11 protein-coding genes and 1 pseudogene are annotated in these 17,462 nt (G+C 41.5%); 9 read left to right on the top strand and 3 right to left on the bottom strand.

The window, feature by feature from the left end:
- The 3 genes and pseudogenes from tssK to tssH all read right to left on the bottom strand — a co-directional run bounded on the left by tssK (window position 1) and on the right by tssH (window position 5,193).
- Window positions 1–1,365, bottom strand: a complete 1,365-nt coding sequence (gene tssK / locus BS636_RS13285; protein WP_099339204.1) for a type VI secretion system baseplate subunit TssK — start codon at window positions 1,363–1,365, stop codon at window positions 1–3.
- Between the two features lie 6 nt (window positions 1,366–1,371).
- Window positions 1,372–2,475, bottom strand: a complete 1,104-nt coding sequence (tssA, locus tag BS636_RS13280; protein ID WP_099339203.1) for a type VI secretion system protein TssA — start codon at window positions 2,473–2,475, stop codon at window positions 1,372–1,374.
- Between the two features lie 52 nt (window positions 2,476–2,527).
- Window positions 2,528–5,193, bottom strand: a pseudogene (gene tssH / locus BS636_RS13275) (type VI secretion system ATPase TssH).
- 358 nt (window positions 5,194–5,551) lie between these two features.
- Here tssH and BS636_RS13270 point away from each other — a divergent pair.
- The 9 genes from BS636_RS13270 (at window position 5,552) to tssM (ending at window position 17,428) form a co-directional block, all read left to right on the top strand.
- Window positions 5,552–6,217 carry a hypothetical protein gene (locus BS636_RS13270; RefSeq protein ID WP_228206908.1) on the top strand — a complete coding sequence of 222 codons (666 nt, stop codon included), beginning with the start codon at window positions 5,552–5,554 and terminating at the stop codon, window positions 6,215–6,217.
- A 29-nt stretch (window positions 6,218–6,246) separates the two neighbouring features.
- Window positions 6,247–6,750 carry a type VI secretion system contractile sheath small subunit gene (tssB, locus tag BS636_RS13265; protein ID WP_099339201.1) on the top strand — a complete coding sequence of 168 codons (504 nt, stop codon included), beginning with the start codon at window positions 6,247–6,249 and terminating at the stop codon, window positions 6,748–6,750.
- On the top strand, window positions 6,743–8,224 hold the full coding sequence (tssC, locus tag BS636_RS13260) for a type VI secretion system contractile sheath large subunit (RefSeq protein ID WP_099339200.1): 1,482 nt from the start codon (window positions 6,743–6,745) through the stop codon (window positions 8,222–8,224). Before tssB ends, tssC begins: the two co-directional genes overlap by 8 nt.
- Before the next feature lie 49 nt (window positions 8,225–8,273).
- The gene (locus BS636_RS13255) at window positions 8,274–8,777 is read left to right on the top strand and encodes an Hcp family type VI secretion system effector (RefSeq protein ID WP_099339199.1); all 504 of its coding nucleotides are present in this window, start codon (window positions 8,274–8,276) and stop codon (window positions 8,775–8,777) included.
- A 75-nt stretch (window positions 8,778–8,852) separates the two neighbouring features.
- A complete protein-coding gene (gene tssE / locus BS636_RS13250) occupies window positions 8,853–9,329 on the top strand; it encodes a type VI secretion system baseplate subunit TssE (protein ID WP_099339198.1) in 477 nt (158 codons plus the stop codon).
- 5 nt (window positions 9,330–9,334) lie between these two features.
- Complete coding sequence (gene tssF / locus BS636_RS13245) at window positions 9,335–11,149, top strand: type VI secretion system baseplate subunit TssF (RefSeq protein ID WP_099339197.1); 1,815 nt, start codon at window positions 9,335–9,337, stop codon at window positions 11,147–11,149.
- Window positions 11,113–12,105 carry a type VI secretion system baseplate subunit TssG gene (gene tssG, locus BS636_RS13240; protein WP_099339196.1) on the top strand — a complete coding sequence of 331 codons (993 nt, stop codon included), beginning with the start codon at window positions 11,113–11,115 and terminating at the stop codon, window positions 12,103–12,105. The genes tssF and tssG overlap by 37 nt, the downstream gene beginning before the upstream one ends.
- A complete protein-coding gene (locus tag BS636_RS13235; RefSeq protein WP_099339195.1) occupies window positions 12,102–13,535 on the top strand; it encodes a hypothetical protein in 1,434 nt (477 codons plus the stop codon). The genes tssG and BS636_RS13235 overlap by 4 nt, the downstream gene beginning before the upstream one ends.
- Window positions 13,536–13,582: 47 nt before the next feature.
- Complete coding sequence (gene tssM / locus BS636_RS13230) at window positions 13,583–17,428, top strand: type VI secretion system membrane subunit TssM (RefSeq protein WP_099339194.1); 3,846 nt, start codon at window positions 13,583–13,585, stop codon at window positions 17,426–17,428.
- Window positions 17,429–17,462 lie beyond the last annotated feature (34 nt).

Genomic DNA, 17,462 nt, shown 5'->3' with positions numbered 1-17,462 from the left:
TTATCCATTTAAAACAGCAATCAACTCAGCTGAAATGTCTTGGAATCCGCTTGGGATATAGATACAGATGGTCTCGGATTCAATCATGCGCTGATACAATTCATTATTCGGTTCGATTTCAAAATAGCTCACCCCTGAACGCACCGGAATTGCTGTTGGAACCTGCATCAGATGCTGAACTGGCACTGCTGGTAATGCTGCAATAACCCGTTGTTCAACATCGATCGTACTGCCGACCTTAAAGCGGATCGGTACATAGGCAATCAGATCATGGGCTGGCATGACACTGCTTGATACTGCAAGATACAAACGGGTATCGCGGGAAATTTTATCTGTTTCCAAACTGCCAACCCAGTAAGATGAGCGGGTTTCTTTTAAAGCAATGCTGATATAACGGTTTGAAATAATCGTATCTAACAATTCACGTAATATGACATCAAGTTGCCCAAAACTTTCCTGTAAATGAAGATGCTGATATTGAGGTAAATGATCGACTTCATAAGCAGTTGAGAAAGTCAGTAATGACCCGGTCAGACGTAATAATTCAGAATAGAGCCGTTCTGGATGAATACGTGGGTATTGCAGGATATGATTCAGAGTTGCATGTGCAGTATTGAGCGCATTCACTAACCAGAAAGACACGATATCGCCAGACCGGAATTCAATCAGTTTCTGTTCATTTTCTCGATTATTGGTTTGAATGGTTTTGATCTTGGCACGAATAATATTCAAAGTACGCTTCAGATTATTTAATAGATTTTCTGATGCTTCGATATGTAGAATTGGTGGAATAAACTTGTGATCTAGCACAAAATGCCCGGAACTTTGTCGTTTCATCGTTCCAACTGGCAAATAGAAATAACCATCTAGTGCCTGTTGAGGCTGCTGACTTATTTCAAAAATTTTGAATTCTGCTCGACGGCGCAACAAGGTAATTTCTGCTGTAGCCGCATTGGTAAATAGATCATGGGTTGAGCTTAAATGTGAATGATAGCGACTGGACTGAGAATTAGCTTCATGATTAAGATTTTGTTTACTCGCCTGAACCATCGGTAAAGCAAGATAAATGGCCATTTCTGTACGCAGATTCAGTGTATCGAGTTGTACGGGTTCAGGTAATAAATCCTGTGCAGGAGCTCGATAAATTTCCCCATCTTGCCAGACCATTTCAATTCGACTGAGAGCCAGTATATTCATACTAAACTGAGTGTCATCGAATTCAATCGACTGAATTCCATAAGCAAAAGGGAAGCTTGCCTGAATCATATGGTTCAGACGTTGTTCATGATAGGCATCCTGTAACTGAAAATGCTGAGGTCTTAAAAATAAGCCTTCACCCCAAAGAACTTTTTCTGCTTTAAACATTCAGTCTTACCACTCACTAGTAGAATTATTCATATCATGTACACCCAGTAACTCTTGCACCTGTTCCAGGGGATTTTCATTTTTAATCACTTGTGCTAGCCATTCGTGTAATGGCATCTGACTCCAGCGAATGGTTTTTTGCAGCATATAACTCACCGGACTATGCGGTTCATGTGTTTGGAAATAATCAGCAATTTCATTTAAGACTTTTAATGCCTGTTCACGATTAGCTAGATGATTCTGTGGCTGTAACCTGAATTGAGTCTGAGCAACAGGAGATGCTGTATCTGCATAAGCTATCTGAATTACTGATTCTTTCGGCTGGATTAAGCTTTCAATATTCTGATTTGATACTTGTTCTACTTTATATAGACGTTTTATCTGAGAAACGATTGAATCGATTTGTTCATCAATTGCGGAAAAGCTCGGTGCATCCAGACTGAGTAACTCATCTAAGATAGTTTTGAGTTGTTGCCAGTGCTGTTGAATATCCAAAACCTGCTGGTAATTTTTTAATTGAACAGAACGGGAAGTTGCCTGTAGCAATTGCTCGAAGTTTTGCAATCCCTCATTGCTATTTAGCGATTCACTATCTTCATCCTGACTTTGACGAAGCCGGACATTCTGTTGATGTAAAAATGTCTCATAATTTCCCAAATGATAAAACGGCGCCTGACTAACTATAGGAACCTGTTTCATCAAGGCTGGAATCTGATTAATCAGTCCTTGCAACAAACCTAGACGCTGATCCAGATCCTCATCCTCAATTAAAGGATGTAAGTCCTGCCAATATTGCTGAATACTGAGATGACTAAGTTCAAGCCCGCGGGCAATGCCTTTAAAGCCTTGGGTATGTGTCCAGGCTTCAGTCAACCAGGTATAGAGACGCAAATCCTTAGTTTTATTGCTTAATAGTTCAACTGACTTATTCAGTACAAACTGCCAGTCCGCCTGTCGAGGTTCAGAAATCCAGTCACCTTGATCTAGCAAAGGATCATCCTGAGTTTTGGCCTTTTTAATGGCATGAAAGTCATTTGAAAACGAGCAATCCTCACCACATGGTTGATGATCAGAAATCGGGGCAAGCAGTGGTTCAATATCTAAAGTCATTCTTCACCTGAAAATTATTTTTTTATTAAATTTTTAATTTCTAAATATAATTTTATGCAGCATCCGTTTTCTTTTTCCGGCTGTTTTTAGTTTTCGCTTTAGCTTGCTGTGGGTCTAGAAGATAAATAATTTCATCATTTTCGATATCAATATGAATTTTTTCAGGAACTTTTTCCTCACTTAGTGCCATCAGAATTTCAGTCGCCAACGCTGGTAATACGCTAGCATTCAGAATATGGTCAACATTGCGTGCACCACTATCGACTTCGGTACAACGACTTAAGATCAGTTCTAACAGATCATCGCTATAGGTGACTTCGGTTTTATATTGTGCTTGAACACGCTGAATAATCTTACCAAGCTTATGCTTAATAACTTTGAGTAGCAGATCATCATGTAAAGGGAAGTAAGGCACGATCTGCATACGTCCCAAGAACGCTGGTTTGAACTGCTTATATAAACTTGGCTTGAGCTGTTCAAGTAGCTCATTTGGTTGTGGCCATTGTTCTGGCTCCTGATTCAGACAGGCCTGCATAATTGCAGATGAACCAACATTTGAAGTCAGTAAAATCGTGGTATTTTTAAAATCAATCAGACGACCTTCACCATCTTCCAGCATGCCTTTGTCAAAGACCTGATAGAACACTCCTGCACATCGATATGCGCTTTTTCAATTTCATCTAGCAGCACCACGCTATATGGATTGCGGCGGACAGCTTCAGTCAAAACACCACCTTGACCATAACCAACATAACCAGGAGGAGCACCCTTTAAAGAAGAAACCGTATGTGCTTCCTGATATTCCGACATATTAATTGTGATTAAATGCGATTCACCACCATACAGCTCATTCGCCAAGCTGAGGGCCGTTTCAGTTTTACCAACACCGCTTGGACCTACCAACAGGAAAACGCCTTGAGGTTTATTTGGATCTTCCAGTTTGGCTTTAGAGGTTTTGATGCCTTGTACCAGTTGCTGCAGGGCGTAATCCTGTCCCATCACACGCTGTGCCAGACGCTCTTCTAGCTGTAATACCTGCTTGATTTCATCATTAACCATCTTACCGACTGGAATACCCGTCCAGTCCGAAATGATTTCATGAATGATGTTGGCATTCACACGTTCAAAAACGAGTGGATTCTTTTGCTGTATTTCAGCGAGCTTTGTACGTAAGGCTGAAATCTGTTGGCTAGATCCCTCGTTTTGATCTCTAGCTTGAATTTTTCGGATCTGTTGAACAATCTGCAATTCATGTTGCCATCGATCTTCAAGGCACAGAATGTCCTGTCTCAAATTAGAAATTTTGACTGAGAGATCATTGAGTCTTTCATGATGAATGGGCAGGTTCTGGTTTTCCTGGGCCAGTAGCTTATGTTCCAGTTCCAGATTATGCAGTTGTGCCTGCAAATGATTGAGCTGTGCCGGTTGTGCATTTTGGGTCAGTGCAACGCGAGCTGCTGCGGTATCTAGGACACTAATAGCTTTATCTGGTAACTGACGTCCACTGATGTAACGATGCGAACTGTGTACCGCAGCCACAATCGCTTCATCATCAATCTGTAAATTAAAATGTTGAGCCATCACTGGAATCATGCCACGAAGCATGTCGATCGCGACCGGTTCAGTCGGCTCCTCAACTTTGACAACCTGAAAACGGCGGCTGAGCGCTGCATCTTTTTCAAAATATTGTTTATATTCAGCCCACGTGGTTGCAGCAATAGTACGTAATTCACCACGCGCCAAGGCTGGCTTAAGTAAATTTGCCGCATCATTCTGACCTGCCTGACCACCAGCCCCAATCAAGGTATGCGCTTCATCAATAAACAGGATAATGGGATGGGAAGAACTTTGTACTTCCTGAATCACTTGTTTTAACCGGTTTTCAAATTCACCTTTGACACTCGCACCTGCTTGTAATAAACCCATGTCCAGTACATGTAATTGCACATTTTTCAAGGTATCTGGCACCTGTTGTTGAGCAATTTTTAGCGCTAATCCTTCAACTACTGCAGTTTTACCAACTCCAGGTTCACCCGTTAAAATTGGATTGTTCTGACGACGGCGCATCAAAATATCCAGCATCAGACGAATTTCAAATTCGCGCCCAATCACTGGATCAATGTTTCCTTCACTGGCTTTCTGGGTCAGATTGATTGTGTACTGATCTAATGCAGGTGTTTTCTTTGGCGTAGTTTCAGAATTTTGATTATCTACTGGCTGGGAAATTAACGATTGAGGTGACGCATTTTCAATACTATCCTGACATACATCTAGAAAACGATGTTTCATCGTATCAATTGGAATCAGTTCAAAAATTGAAGATGAACGCATCGCGATCTGGTACAGATCAGAGGCTGTTAATAAAGCCACAAGCAAGTGACCACTACGGATCAAAGGCTCTTTTTCAGCAGATGCCAGTAGCCATGCTTGCTCAAGTAGTCGGATGATTGACTTGGCAAAAATAGGGGTACGTGAATTGCCTTTGTTAAGCTGAAGTATACTTTCCTTCAGATCATCCAACAGGGCATCTTTGGAGAGCTTATAGTTTTTAAGTAGTAATTGAACATCATTTAGCTGTTCATGCGACAGCAATTCCAGAAACAAATGTTCAATTTCGATTTCATAATTTTGATGATTGATACAAGTATTGGCAGATTTCTCAAGACATAGACGTGCGTGATCAGATAATTTGGTAATTAAAATCTTTAAATTATTCATGTGTTTCTCATCGTTTTTTATAATGCACAATGTCTTTAAGAATTAAAAAATATCAATGTGCTGTTTTTATTATTTTCATTTGCATGACTGCAATTTAATCAGTTTTACGGATCTATTATTATCTTATTGTTGCATACTTTTTTAATAGAATTAAATAGTCGAAATCATATAACCGTCGACATTTTTGCAAGATTATTAAAAAATATTTTACAAAAATCAAATTTTGTTGTTGACTTAGTGTGATCATTTTTTGTTAAATCCGCAAGATGATTTTTAAACAATAAAAATAAGAAATCATTCCAATAAAAAACACACAACCATAAAAAGAATAAAATTGAGGCTTATTTTGAAAAAAAATATGAGTTCCGTACTCGTGCTGATGATGGCAGTCTGCACGATGAGTTTCATGCAAGCGCATGCTGCTCCCCTGAAAAAATCATGTCTTAAAGTGTATCCACTGGCTGAAGGAGATACTGACCTAGAAATCCTGCAGCAGTATGAACAGCTTTGTGCTAAATCAGCTAAAAAAGATCTCAATTTGCAGCGTGAAATTAAAGCCAATATTGCCAAACTTTATCTAGATCGTGGGCTGCATCTGAAGGCACTGCAAGCTGTAGACCAGTTAAGCCGTGAAAATTACACGACACGTCAGTTAACAGATATCACATTTCTTGCCGGTGTGGCCATTTCAAATAAAGCTGTGAACTATATGCGCAGCACTGAAATCCGCCCACTGACTGAAGAAACCTATGCCATCACCAAAGTCTTCAACGATAATGTGCGTCTATCTCAGCCGGTGACTGTCATGCCTCTACGTGCAGAGAATAGCTCAAGTAGCAAAAAAACCACTGTTACGACAGCGAGTAAAAAAACAAGTTCGACCAAAACACGTTCAAGTGCTCCAGTACCGACTAAAGCTAAAGAAATGACTACCAGTAATGTAGTAGCGAAGAAAACCGAACCAGTTGTTACCCGTATTATTCAGCCTACCTCCAACCCATTTGGCGCACTGCGTAATAATTAATAAAAAAATAATTAATAGGAATCAGCATCATGGCTAAGCGTGAAAGCGTTCAAAAGAAATTACAGCGGATACGTCCACCGCGTGTGCAATTGACTTACGATGTAGAAGTCGGTGATGCACGTGAAGTCAAAGAATTGCCATTTGTGGTGGGAGTACTTGGAGATTTTTCAGCAGCATCTGAACTGGAAAAAACCAAACTCAAAGACAAAAAATTTATCAATGTTGATCTAGATAATATTGATGAAGTCATGGAATCACTTGCACCACGCGCCAACTTTCAGGTTGAAAACACGTTGACTGAAGAGGGTGGCAAGATGTCTGTGGACCTGACCTTCAACTCTATGGATGACTTTAAACCAGAGCAGGTGGTACGGCAGGTTGACCCATTACGTCGACTGGTTCAAGCACGTGAACGTTTAACGGATTTGCGTAACAAAATTTCCAATAATGAGCGTCTAGAAGATTTGCTGGATGAGGTATTGAAAAGTACGGACCAGATTCGCAAGATGAGCGTGGAGGCTGAAAATGAGTAATTTCAATGCAGCAACTGCTGAAAATATCAGTGTAGAAGAATACTCATTGCTTGATTCTGTCGTTGAGCGCAGTCGTATTGCCCGTACTAATGAGGAGCATGACCGTGCCAAAAGTTTGATTGGTGAACTGGCGCGTGAAGTGATGGCAGGAACAATTACTGTATCCGATAACATGACGCTGGCACTGGATAAACGTATTGCTGAAATCGATGCGCTGATTTCTACTCAATTGAGTAAAATCATGCACCATGAAGAATTCCAGAAAATTGAATCAACCTGGCGTGGCTTATATTACTTTTGTCAGGAAACGCCCTCTAATTCCTTGATCAAAATCCGTATGTTAAATACGACCAAAAAAGAATTAATCAAGGATTTCCAAAGTGCGACTGATTTTGATCAAAGCACATTATTCAGGAAAATCTATGAAGAAGAGTATGGATCTTTTGGTGGCGCGCCTTACGCGACTTTAATTGGTGATTTCGAGTTTGATCGTACACCATCAGACATGTATCTGTTAGAACAGATTTCACATGTAGCAGCCGCAGCACATGCACCATTTATCTCGGCTGCTAGCCCAAGCATCTTTGGTCTGGAATCATTTACTGATATTGACCGCCCACGTGATGTTTCCAAGATTTTTGAAACCGCTGAATATGTACAATGGCGTTCATTCCGTGAAAGCGATGATGCTCGTTATGTTGCACTGACCATGCCACGCGTATTGGGTCGTCTACCATATCATCCGAAAGAAGGTACGGCGACTGAAGGTTTTAACTACGTTGAAGAAGTTTCTGGTGAAGACCATAACGAATATCTATGGATGAATGCAGCTTATGCTTTCGGTACCCGTTTGACCAATGCCTTTGACATGCATGGCTGGTGTGCAGCGATCCGTGGTATAGAAGGTGGTGGTCTGGTTGAAGGTTTGCCTGTACATACATTTAAAACCAATGATGGCGATGTGGTATTCAAATGTCCAACCGAAATTGCGATTACTGATCGACGTGAAAAAGAATTGAGCGATCTAGGCTTTATTCCATTGGTACATTGCAAAAACACCGATTATGCAGCGTTCTTTGGGGCTCAATCGACCCAGAAGCCAAAAAAATATGACAATGATGCTGCCAATGCTAACTCTGCTTTATCTAGTCAGATCCAATATATTATGGCGGTTTCGCGTATCGCACACTATTTAAAAGCGATGATGCGTGACAAAGTGGGTAGTTTTGCTTCAGCGGGAAATGTTGAAGCCTTCCTGAATGACTGGTTATCCCAGTATGTGTTACTGGATGACGGTGCTTCTCAGGAATCGAAGGCTCAGTATCCATTGCGTGAAGCATCAATCAAAGTTGTAGAAAATCCAGCTGAACCTGGTCACTACAAATCGGTGGTTTTTTTGAGACCACATTTTCAGCTTGATGAGTTATCGGTATCCCTGCGACTTGTCACTGAATTGCCACAATCGAGCAATTAAGCCGGTTGCATTTTCAATAATTTAAAATAAATCAGGTTAAAAAATAACAATGAAAGATATATACATCCAATTTCGCGGCAAATATAAAGTAGATGGTGAATCACGAGATTCTGAACATAAAAGTTGGCTTGAAGTAAATTCCTGGTCACACAATATTCGCCAGCCAAAATCGGCAACCTCTTCTAGCGTAGGTGGTCATACTGCTGAGCGTGTAGAACATTCTGACATGATTTTTGTCAAAGACCTGGATGCTACCAGCCCTAAACTGTGGGAAGCATGTTCTGCAGGTTATACCTTTGATGAAGTGCAAATTGATTTCTACCGTGCCAACGGCGACAAGCGTATCAAATACCTTCAGATCAAACTGAAACACGTTCTGGTTTCTCAGGTAACACCAACCGTGAATGAAGAAGGCGTACCGACCGAAGCGTTTGGCCTGAAATATGCTGCGGTTGAGTGGACGTATAACCAGCAAGATATTAACGGTACGCAGAAAGGTGCTGTGACCAAGAAATGGTCGTTATCAAATAATACAGCATCTTACGCAGCTTAATTTTTCTGAATGTAGAGGCTTGCACTGGCAGGCCTTTACCTGAATTTTAATGTCCCAAATGGATGATGGACACACATGAATCTGGATCAGCTTTATCCTTATGGATTCCGTTCAACCTTGTTTGACCGATTACTGCCACAAGATGAAACCCGTGAGCAGGGTATGTCAATTCAGCAGTTACGTGAAGTCGTTGCGGCAGATCTGGAAGATTTGTTAAATAGCCGTATGGCCAAGCTGGATCATATTATTGATGATTATACTTTAGTGAAACAGTCCATTCTGCAATTTGGCATAATTGATTTCGTTGGATTATCGACAGCTAATCCAATGGACCGCGACGAAATTTGTCGCTCGATTGAGGCTTCTATTTTAGCACATGAACCACGACTTAAGCAGGTACGGGTAGAAATGCTGCTGGATGAAAACAATATGGGAAGCCTGTGCTTAAGTATTCAGGCCTATTTAAATATCCATCCTTTATATGAGCCTGTCGTTTTTGATGCTTTATTAAAGCCGACCACACAACAATATGTTATTTTGCCAAGATCATAATTATAATGAGCGCGATTGAAGAATTATTACCTTATTACGAAAAACAGCTGCAGGAATTTAGCCAGCAGTCCCGTGAATTTACCAATAAATACCCTAAAATTGCCAAGCGCCTGTCCCTAAATCAGGAACAGATCGATGATCCACATATTGAACGTCTGATTCAGGCATTCTCATTGATCTCGGCACGTATTGATAAAAAGCTGAATGATAGCTATGAAACATTTACCCGTTCGATTTTTGAGGTGATGTTTCCCCAGTATTTGCAGCCATTTCCAGCATGTTCAATTGTCAGTTTTGAAGATGTTAATAAAATCAAACAGCTGAGTGATGAACATCTGATTCCTAAACATACTTCACTCAAATCTAAAAGTGTACGTGGCGTACAATGTGAATATCGCACGGTTAGAAATGTAGCTTTACTGCCGATAGCATTGAAATCAGTCAATTTTAAAACGCATCCTTCAGCACATATTCACTTAAACCGCAATGCCACTCTAGTTTTAGGTTTTGATATTTTCAATAACCAGTTGAGATTGTTAAAACAGCATAAGCTACCGATTTATCTGGATGCGATTTCCAGCTTTCCTTTGCAAATACTTGATCAGATATTTAAGTCTGAAACCCAATTCTCAATCAAAGCGAATCATCAGGAAGTTGAAATTCCTAATCCTTTTGAACTTTTAGGCTTCAGTGAGGAGGAGAGTGTACTGCCGGTAGATCAGCATACTCATCATGCTTATCGACTGCTATTAGAATATTTCTGCTTCCCGGATAAGTTCAGTTTCCTGAACCTGAATCTGGATTTTCTCAATCAGGTCGAACCCGTTACGTCGAATTTTGAGTTGCATGTTCACTTTAAAATGAACCTGAATGATCAGGCCGCGATTCGCAATTATTCAGAACTGGATCTCGCCAATTTCAAGATGTTCACTACCCCAGTCATTAATCTGTTCGAGAAACAGGCCGAACCACAGAAAATCAATCATCAGCGACTGGAATATCCACTGATTTCAGATGCACATCATCCTGAATATTATCAGGTATATGCAGTCTCCGAGATGAACCTGATTCGTGAAAAGAGTGATAAAGAACAGGTTGCCCATCAGGTCTTGCCATTCTTTGCCATGAGCCATTATCGGCACGACGGCGCGCAATTTTATTATCACTTGCAACCCGAAACTGCCAGCACACAAAAGAATGATCTGAAATTTACTTTGGTTTCCCGAAGTCTGGAACCGCAGAATACATCTTCTGATTTTATCAGTACCCAACTGCTGTGCTGTAACCATGATCTGCCTTATGAAAGTTATAACAAGGAGCAGAATGCACTGACCTTAAATGACAGTCAGCTAGCACGACGTGGCTTTTTATTGAAACGGCCATCTTTACCTTATTCCTTTAAACAGAGCCAGAAAGAACAGTGGCGTATTATTTCCCATCTTTCTCTAAACAATCTGTCTTTAATGAGAGGTGATGCTGTTACACATCTCAAGGAACTGCTGGAACTGTATAACCTTCCAGCATCTAAAGGAAACCAGCTGATGATTGAAGCGATTCAATCGATTGATTTTTCACTGAGTCAGAAATTACTAGACCATAAACCATTTCCACTATTTGTTCGTGGCGTTCGTGCACAGGTCAAGATTGATAGCGAAGTATTTCGAGGTTCAAGTCTAGTTGTCTTTGCTCAGCTGCTTAACCATATTTTTAACCTGAAAGTGCAAATGAACAGTTATGTGGAAATGATTGTGATTGATGCAGCAACAGAACAGGAGGTATACCAATGCGTGCAGAACGTTGGTGGGAAAAGACTTCTGTAGTTGAACAGCTATATCAGCAGCCAACCCGTTTTGAACTGATACAGGCAACACGTTTATTACGGCACTATCCAGAGCAGAAACAATCCCAAGACTGGAGCAAGAGTTTTAGTTTTAGTAGTTCACTGAAACTCAATTTTCCAAAATCAGAGATTGAATATCTGGCTTGGAAAGATCAGAAAATTCAGCTGACCAGCCCAATGATTGGTCTGACAGGGACGCAGGGGGTATTACCTTATACCTATACCTATCGCATCAAGCAAAGTCCGCGTCAGCAGCGTGAGGAAACCCTACATTTTCTCGGTCTCTTTAACCATAAATTGACCGCACAATATATTGAAGCTTCGATTAATTATCATCTGCCAATACGATATGAAATCGAACAGGAAAATCATTATCTTGAAATTCTGCATGCACTAAATGGTTATGTGCGTGAACAGCATCAACAACATCATTTGGATGATTATTTTGCAGAATTTTCTGGCCTGATGCAGGGACAGAATAATAGTGCCTATGTGCTGAAAACTACGCTGGGTTGCATGTTCAAGCATCGAGTTCAAATCAAAGAATATTTACCAGAACAATTTAAGCTGGAAGATTCGCAAAAAGCATCACTGGGTGGATCAAATCCGGCTTTATTGGGCATTAATACCTTCTGTGGTGAGGTACTGACCCAGATCGATGAAAAAATTGAAATCGTGATTGGTCCATTAAATCGTCAGGATTATCTGGAATTTCTGCCACAGAAAAAGCATAGCGAAAAACTTAAGCAGATTATTTCAACCTGGTGTAGCCCAACTTTAATGGTGGATCTCCGACTGATTCTAAGCAGAGAAGAAATCCGTCCAATCAGGCTCGGTGATGGAACTACAGGGCTAGGACAGGGCGCTTTCTTAATGCCACAAGCTTATGTAGATAATCAGGAAACCTGTTACAGCCTGATGGGGAGAGCAGCATGATCAAGATAATTATCTCTACCATTCTCGCATTGATCTTTATTACCAGTGGACTGGTAATTTACTACTGGCGGGATGTGCAGTACGATCCAACTGGCATAGATATGCTGCAATTCTTTATTCTGTTACCGGTATGTGCAGCACTGTTATTGCTTTCTCCCTGGCTGATTTATAAATCAGTAAAAGCTTACCAAACACGTAAAGCACAAAAGTTAGAAGCAGCTGAAAACGAAGAAAAGCGTCAGCAACAACAAAGTGAACTAGAGAAAAATAAGGACAAACCAGTTGAAGAACTGACTTTAAAAATCTATTCATCTGCAGTCATCCATAACTTTGGTGAAAATCAGGAAATTATTGAAGGCATGCAGGCGTTCAAAAGCCCGGAACTGGATGAACATTTAGTTAATCACTATGGCCTGCCTATACTGTCTTATCGAATTAAAAGACTAGACGATCTATTACCTGAAATTGAAGAAGATGACATCCTGCATAGCATGCGAGTACAGCGAATAAATGCTCTGATTCAACAGCAGTTGGAGCAGCATAGTGAAAGCCTATATCACATTGCAGCACATCTTCGGAAATCTGCACTGTTCTATGATGCTGAAACGGCTTATGAATATCGTATGCATCCCGGCTGGATCAATGAACAGTTGAATAATGAAGAAAATGAGCCAGAACCCTCAGTTCAACAGGTCGCGCGATTAAACAAGTTAAATCTACATATTCTGCTGCCAGCATCATTGATTCACTTCTGGCCCGATGAAGCACAGCAGGAACTGCTTGAACAGCTAGAGCAACAATATGAAATTGTGCAGAGCCAGATTCATGTCGAATTCCACTATGTTGATCATGGTAATGCTCATGTAGTCTGGATAAACCTGCTGAACGATATTCATCAACAGAGCGAACAGATCAGTCTGGTCATGGCTGTACAATCTGAAATTGATCAGGAATGGCTGGAAGAGCAACTCTGGCAGTCGGAGCAATATTTACCGGGAGAGTATGCAGCGAGTGTTTGTCTGGCTTCACCACAGTTAAGCATGGAAGATTTGATAGAAATCAGAACAATTAAGACCTTAAAACATGTCAAAAATATTGGTAAATATTTACAGAAACAAAGTCTAAGCTTTGCAGATCAGATAGAGCAGGAAGAGCCATTTGTACTGCTACTAGATGATCCTTTACAGATTAATACTGCAAAAAAGGTTCAACAATATCTGGGTACAGCAGGTATAGAACTGCATCACGGCCTGTATTGCCATTCTTATCTGGGCAGTACAGCAGAGATGAAAGTACTATTTGGCATACTATTGTGTATGCAAATGAATGAAGATGTCATTACATTGGCTTATTCAGTACAACATCCTCAGACATATTTTGTCTATGAACCTATAAATAGGCTTGAGCATTTTGAACAGAGTGCAGCCTGATAAAATTTATTAAATTTAAAGAAAATGAAGAAATATAAGAGCTTACAGTGAATACATTATTTTATACGATCTTGGGATATGTCTGGCAGTATGTGACCAATCCAAAAGCGATTATGGCACTGTCATTTTTTGTGGTGATTATTTCTATGAAAAATACCATGTCCGACCGTGTGTTCTGGACTCTGGTTGTTATCTATAGTTTGATACTGATGGTCTGGGGAATTTATGCACTAATTCAGCATTATCGTCATGCTAAAAAAGGTGAAGAACTTTCTGAGGCAATTGCCAGCACGACTGAAGCTGAACAGAACAAGCATAAGAACAAGGAAGAACTGCAGCTGATTCAGCAGCAGATGAAAGAATCAATTCAGCTGATCCGCAAGTCCAGACTCGGAGATCGTAAGGGCAATGCAGCACTGTATGAACTGCCTTGGTATATGGTGATTGGCAACCCGGCAGCCGGGAAAAGTTCGGCTATTTATCATTCAGGTTTACGTTTTCCGTTTGAAGAACATCATCAGAAAATGGTGTCTTCGGGTTTAAGCGGAACCCGTAACTGTGACTGGTTTTTCTCGACTGAAGGCGTGCTACTGGATACTGCTGGACGTTATTCTGTCTATAGTGAAGACCATTCTGAATGGCTCGGTTTTCTGAATATTCTCAAGAAAAACCGTACTAAAGCACCAGTGAACGGCTTGATCGTAATTGTCAGTATTGCTGAGTTGGTCAGTCAAAGTCCAGAAAAATCGATCAAACTGGCAAAAAACCTACGTGCCCGTATTCAGGACTTAACCGAACGTTTGGAAGTCTTTACACCAGTATATTTGGTCTTTTCCAAAATGGATCTGATCGCCGGATTCACAGAATTCTTTGATTGCTATGATACACAGGAATTTGATCAAGTTTGGGGTGCAACCTTACCGTATGCAGCGAATTCCAGCGAGCAGGCGGTGGAGCTGTTCGAGAAGCAATACAGCATTTTGTATGATGGTCTGAAAAGTGTCAGTACCACACATTTGAGTCGCCGCCATTCACAGCACATTTCTCCAAGTGTGATGACCTTCCCACTAGAGTTTAAGAGCCTGAAACCGGCTCTAAAAACCTTTATTTCTACACTATTTCAGGAAAATCCATACCAGTTTAAACCGATTTTCCGTGGCTTCTACTTCACCAGTGCTTTGCAAGACGGCGTAATTGAAAGCCCGATGACGGAACAGATTGCCGATGACTTCCACCTGATCCATAGTAATGACAGTGAAATCGGCCTGCCAAAACGATCTGTTTCCCAGAATCATGGCTACTTTCTGAAAGGACTATTTTCCGATGTCATCCTGAAAGACAAGCATCTGGTACGTCAGCATATTAACCCGGCGAAAAAACGCCAGCGTTTTATGGCTTTTATTTGTGCGATTTTAGGCGTATCTATTGTCCTTAGTTTATGGCTGTGGTCATACCGTAATAACCAGCAACTGATTGCTGAAGTTCAGACAGATCTGAATAAAGTGGTACAAATGCAGGGGCAAGCCAATCGTTCGTTGAGTCATCAGCTGGATGCTCTGCTGATTTTACAGGGCCATCTGCAACAGTTGGACCAGTTTGATCAGGATCGTCCACTGAAATACAGCTTTGGCTTATATCAGGGCAACCAGATCCGGGAAAAGCTGGAAACCGAGTATCTGAAAGGTATTGAACAGCTTGTTCTGCAACCAACGCAGCAACAGATTGCCCAGTATCTGCAACGCGTCAAGGCCAATGAAGCAGTTCTGAAAGTAAATCATATTCAGGTTAAAATTAACCATGTGATACAAGGGCGTCAGATTGCTTCTGAGCCTTCAGACCAGAATCCTCAGGATGCCTATAATGCACTGAAAACTTACCTGATGCTAAGTAACCGCCAGTATATGGATTCGAGTCACTTAAGTGATCAGGTGACGCGTTTCTGGCGCACATGGCTGGAGCAAAACCGTGGTGAAATGCCACGTGCCGAGATGATTCAGAAAGCCGAGCAGATTCTGAGCTATGCCATTACATTGTCAGGACGACACAGTTTCCCTCAACTGAATTCTGATGCAGTACTGGTTGATCAGAGTCGTCAGATTCTGACAGCGATTACCACTGGTATTTCTGCACGTGACCGTGTCTATAATGAAATCAAGATGCGTGCTGCTGTACGTTTCCCAGCGATTACAATCAAGCAGATTCTGGGTGAAAATAACCAGAATGCCATGCTCGGCAGCTATGCTTTGCCAGGTATTTATACCTATCAGGCCTGGAAAGACTATGTACAACAAGCGATCGAACAGGCAGCGACCAGTTCAACCGATAGTCGTGACTGGGTACTGAATACTACACAGTCCGATGATCTCAGCTTTAGTGGTAGCCCTGAACAGATCCGTCGTCAGCTGACTGAACTGTATAAAAAGGAATATATTGCGGAATGGCGTAAATTCCTGAATGCGATTCATTATGCCAAAGCAGCTGATTTTAACCAGCAGATCAAGCAAATTGATATCTTGGGCGAACCTGAAAATTCACCGATCCGTACCTTGATCCAGCGTGTTGCCAAAGAAACTAGCTGGGATAATCCAGTGGTTCAGGCAGAACTGGCAGTGCCACAAAAAGGCTTTATTGCCTGGTTTAAACGTAAAGTGCTGAATCGTGATGAGGCAAAACAAGCGCAACAGGCAAGTAGCCAGTTGGGTCATGGCGTGATTGCTCGTGAATTCCAGGTATTCTACCAGATGGTGCGTCAGCGTGATGACCTGCAGAATCAGTCCTTACTGGATGGCTATATGCAGTCGGTGGCCAAAATCCGTAGTCAGTTCAATGATCTGAAAAGCTCAGGTGATATCGGCCCGGCCAGTATGGCTTTGGTCAAACAGACTATTCATGAGCAGAATTCGATTTTCAACAGCACACATAAATTTGTGGCAGAGAAAATGGCGGCGGGAACCGCTGAGCTTGATCAGCAACTGCTGCAAAAACTACTGGTAGCACCATTAACCCAGTCGTTTGAAAGCTTGATTATTCCTGCCCAGGCAGAAATCAACAAGCTCTGGACGATGCAGTCTTATCAGCCATTTACCCAGAATCTGGCACAAAAATATCCATTTAGCAGTCAGGCAACCTTACAGGCCACTTCTAACGAAATTAACCAGATTTTTGGTGAAAGCGGCAGTATTGCGCGCTTTGTCAAAGAGCATCTGGATCCACTCGTGATTTGTCGTGGTTATACCTTGACTTCTAAAACCTGGCAGGATCTGGGAATTAGTCTGAATCCAGCATTTGTTACTAATTTCCAGACTTATGTGGCACCGAGTCATGGCGTAGCAACGGGTGAGCTAAATCAGAGCCAGAATACAGTGCCGGTTGCAAACCAGTCTAATTTCCAGTTCTATCCATTAGAAAATCCTAAACTTTTAGCCTATACCTTTGATATTGATGGTCAGCGTATGCTGTTTGAAAATGGTGTACAGCAATGGGTGAACTTTGTCTGGCCAAATCCGGGTGCAATTCCAGGTGCACGCATTACCGTGGTGGACTTAGAAGGGAAGACCTACACCATTTTTGATGAACCAGGTGAATATGGTATTAACCGCCTGATTGAAAGTGCACAACGTACCCAGAAAGGCAATAACTTTGAGATGGTCTGGAAGAGCAAGGAAAATCCAGAACTTTCGGTAAAAGTGAACTTCCGTCTGGTGAGTGGTCAGAATGCCAACTCCATTGGTGAGCAGCCAAACTATGCCAACCTGCAGCTGGTGGATCAGGTGGTTTCCAATAAATCGGTGCGTGTTGTCGCTGCGCAAAGTGTTCCTGTATTGGTACAACATAACTTGGCTCAAGCCAATCCGACTACGGCATTGGCGAATACAGGAGCGGCTGTGCCATGATGAAGATCCAATACAAATTCAAAAATGCGGTGGA

The sequence above is a fragment of the Acinetobacter sp. LoGeW2-3 genome (assembly GCF_002688565.1).
Taxonomy (GTDB): Bacteria; Pseudomonadota; Gammaproteobacteria; order Pseudomonadales; family Moraxellaceae; genus Acinetobacter.
The sequence above is the reverse complement of the archived record's forward strand: the minus strand, read 5'-3'. Positions and strand labels throughout refer to the sequence as shown.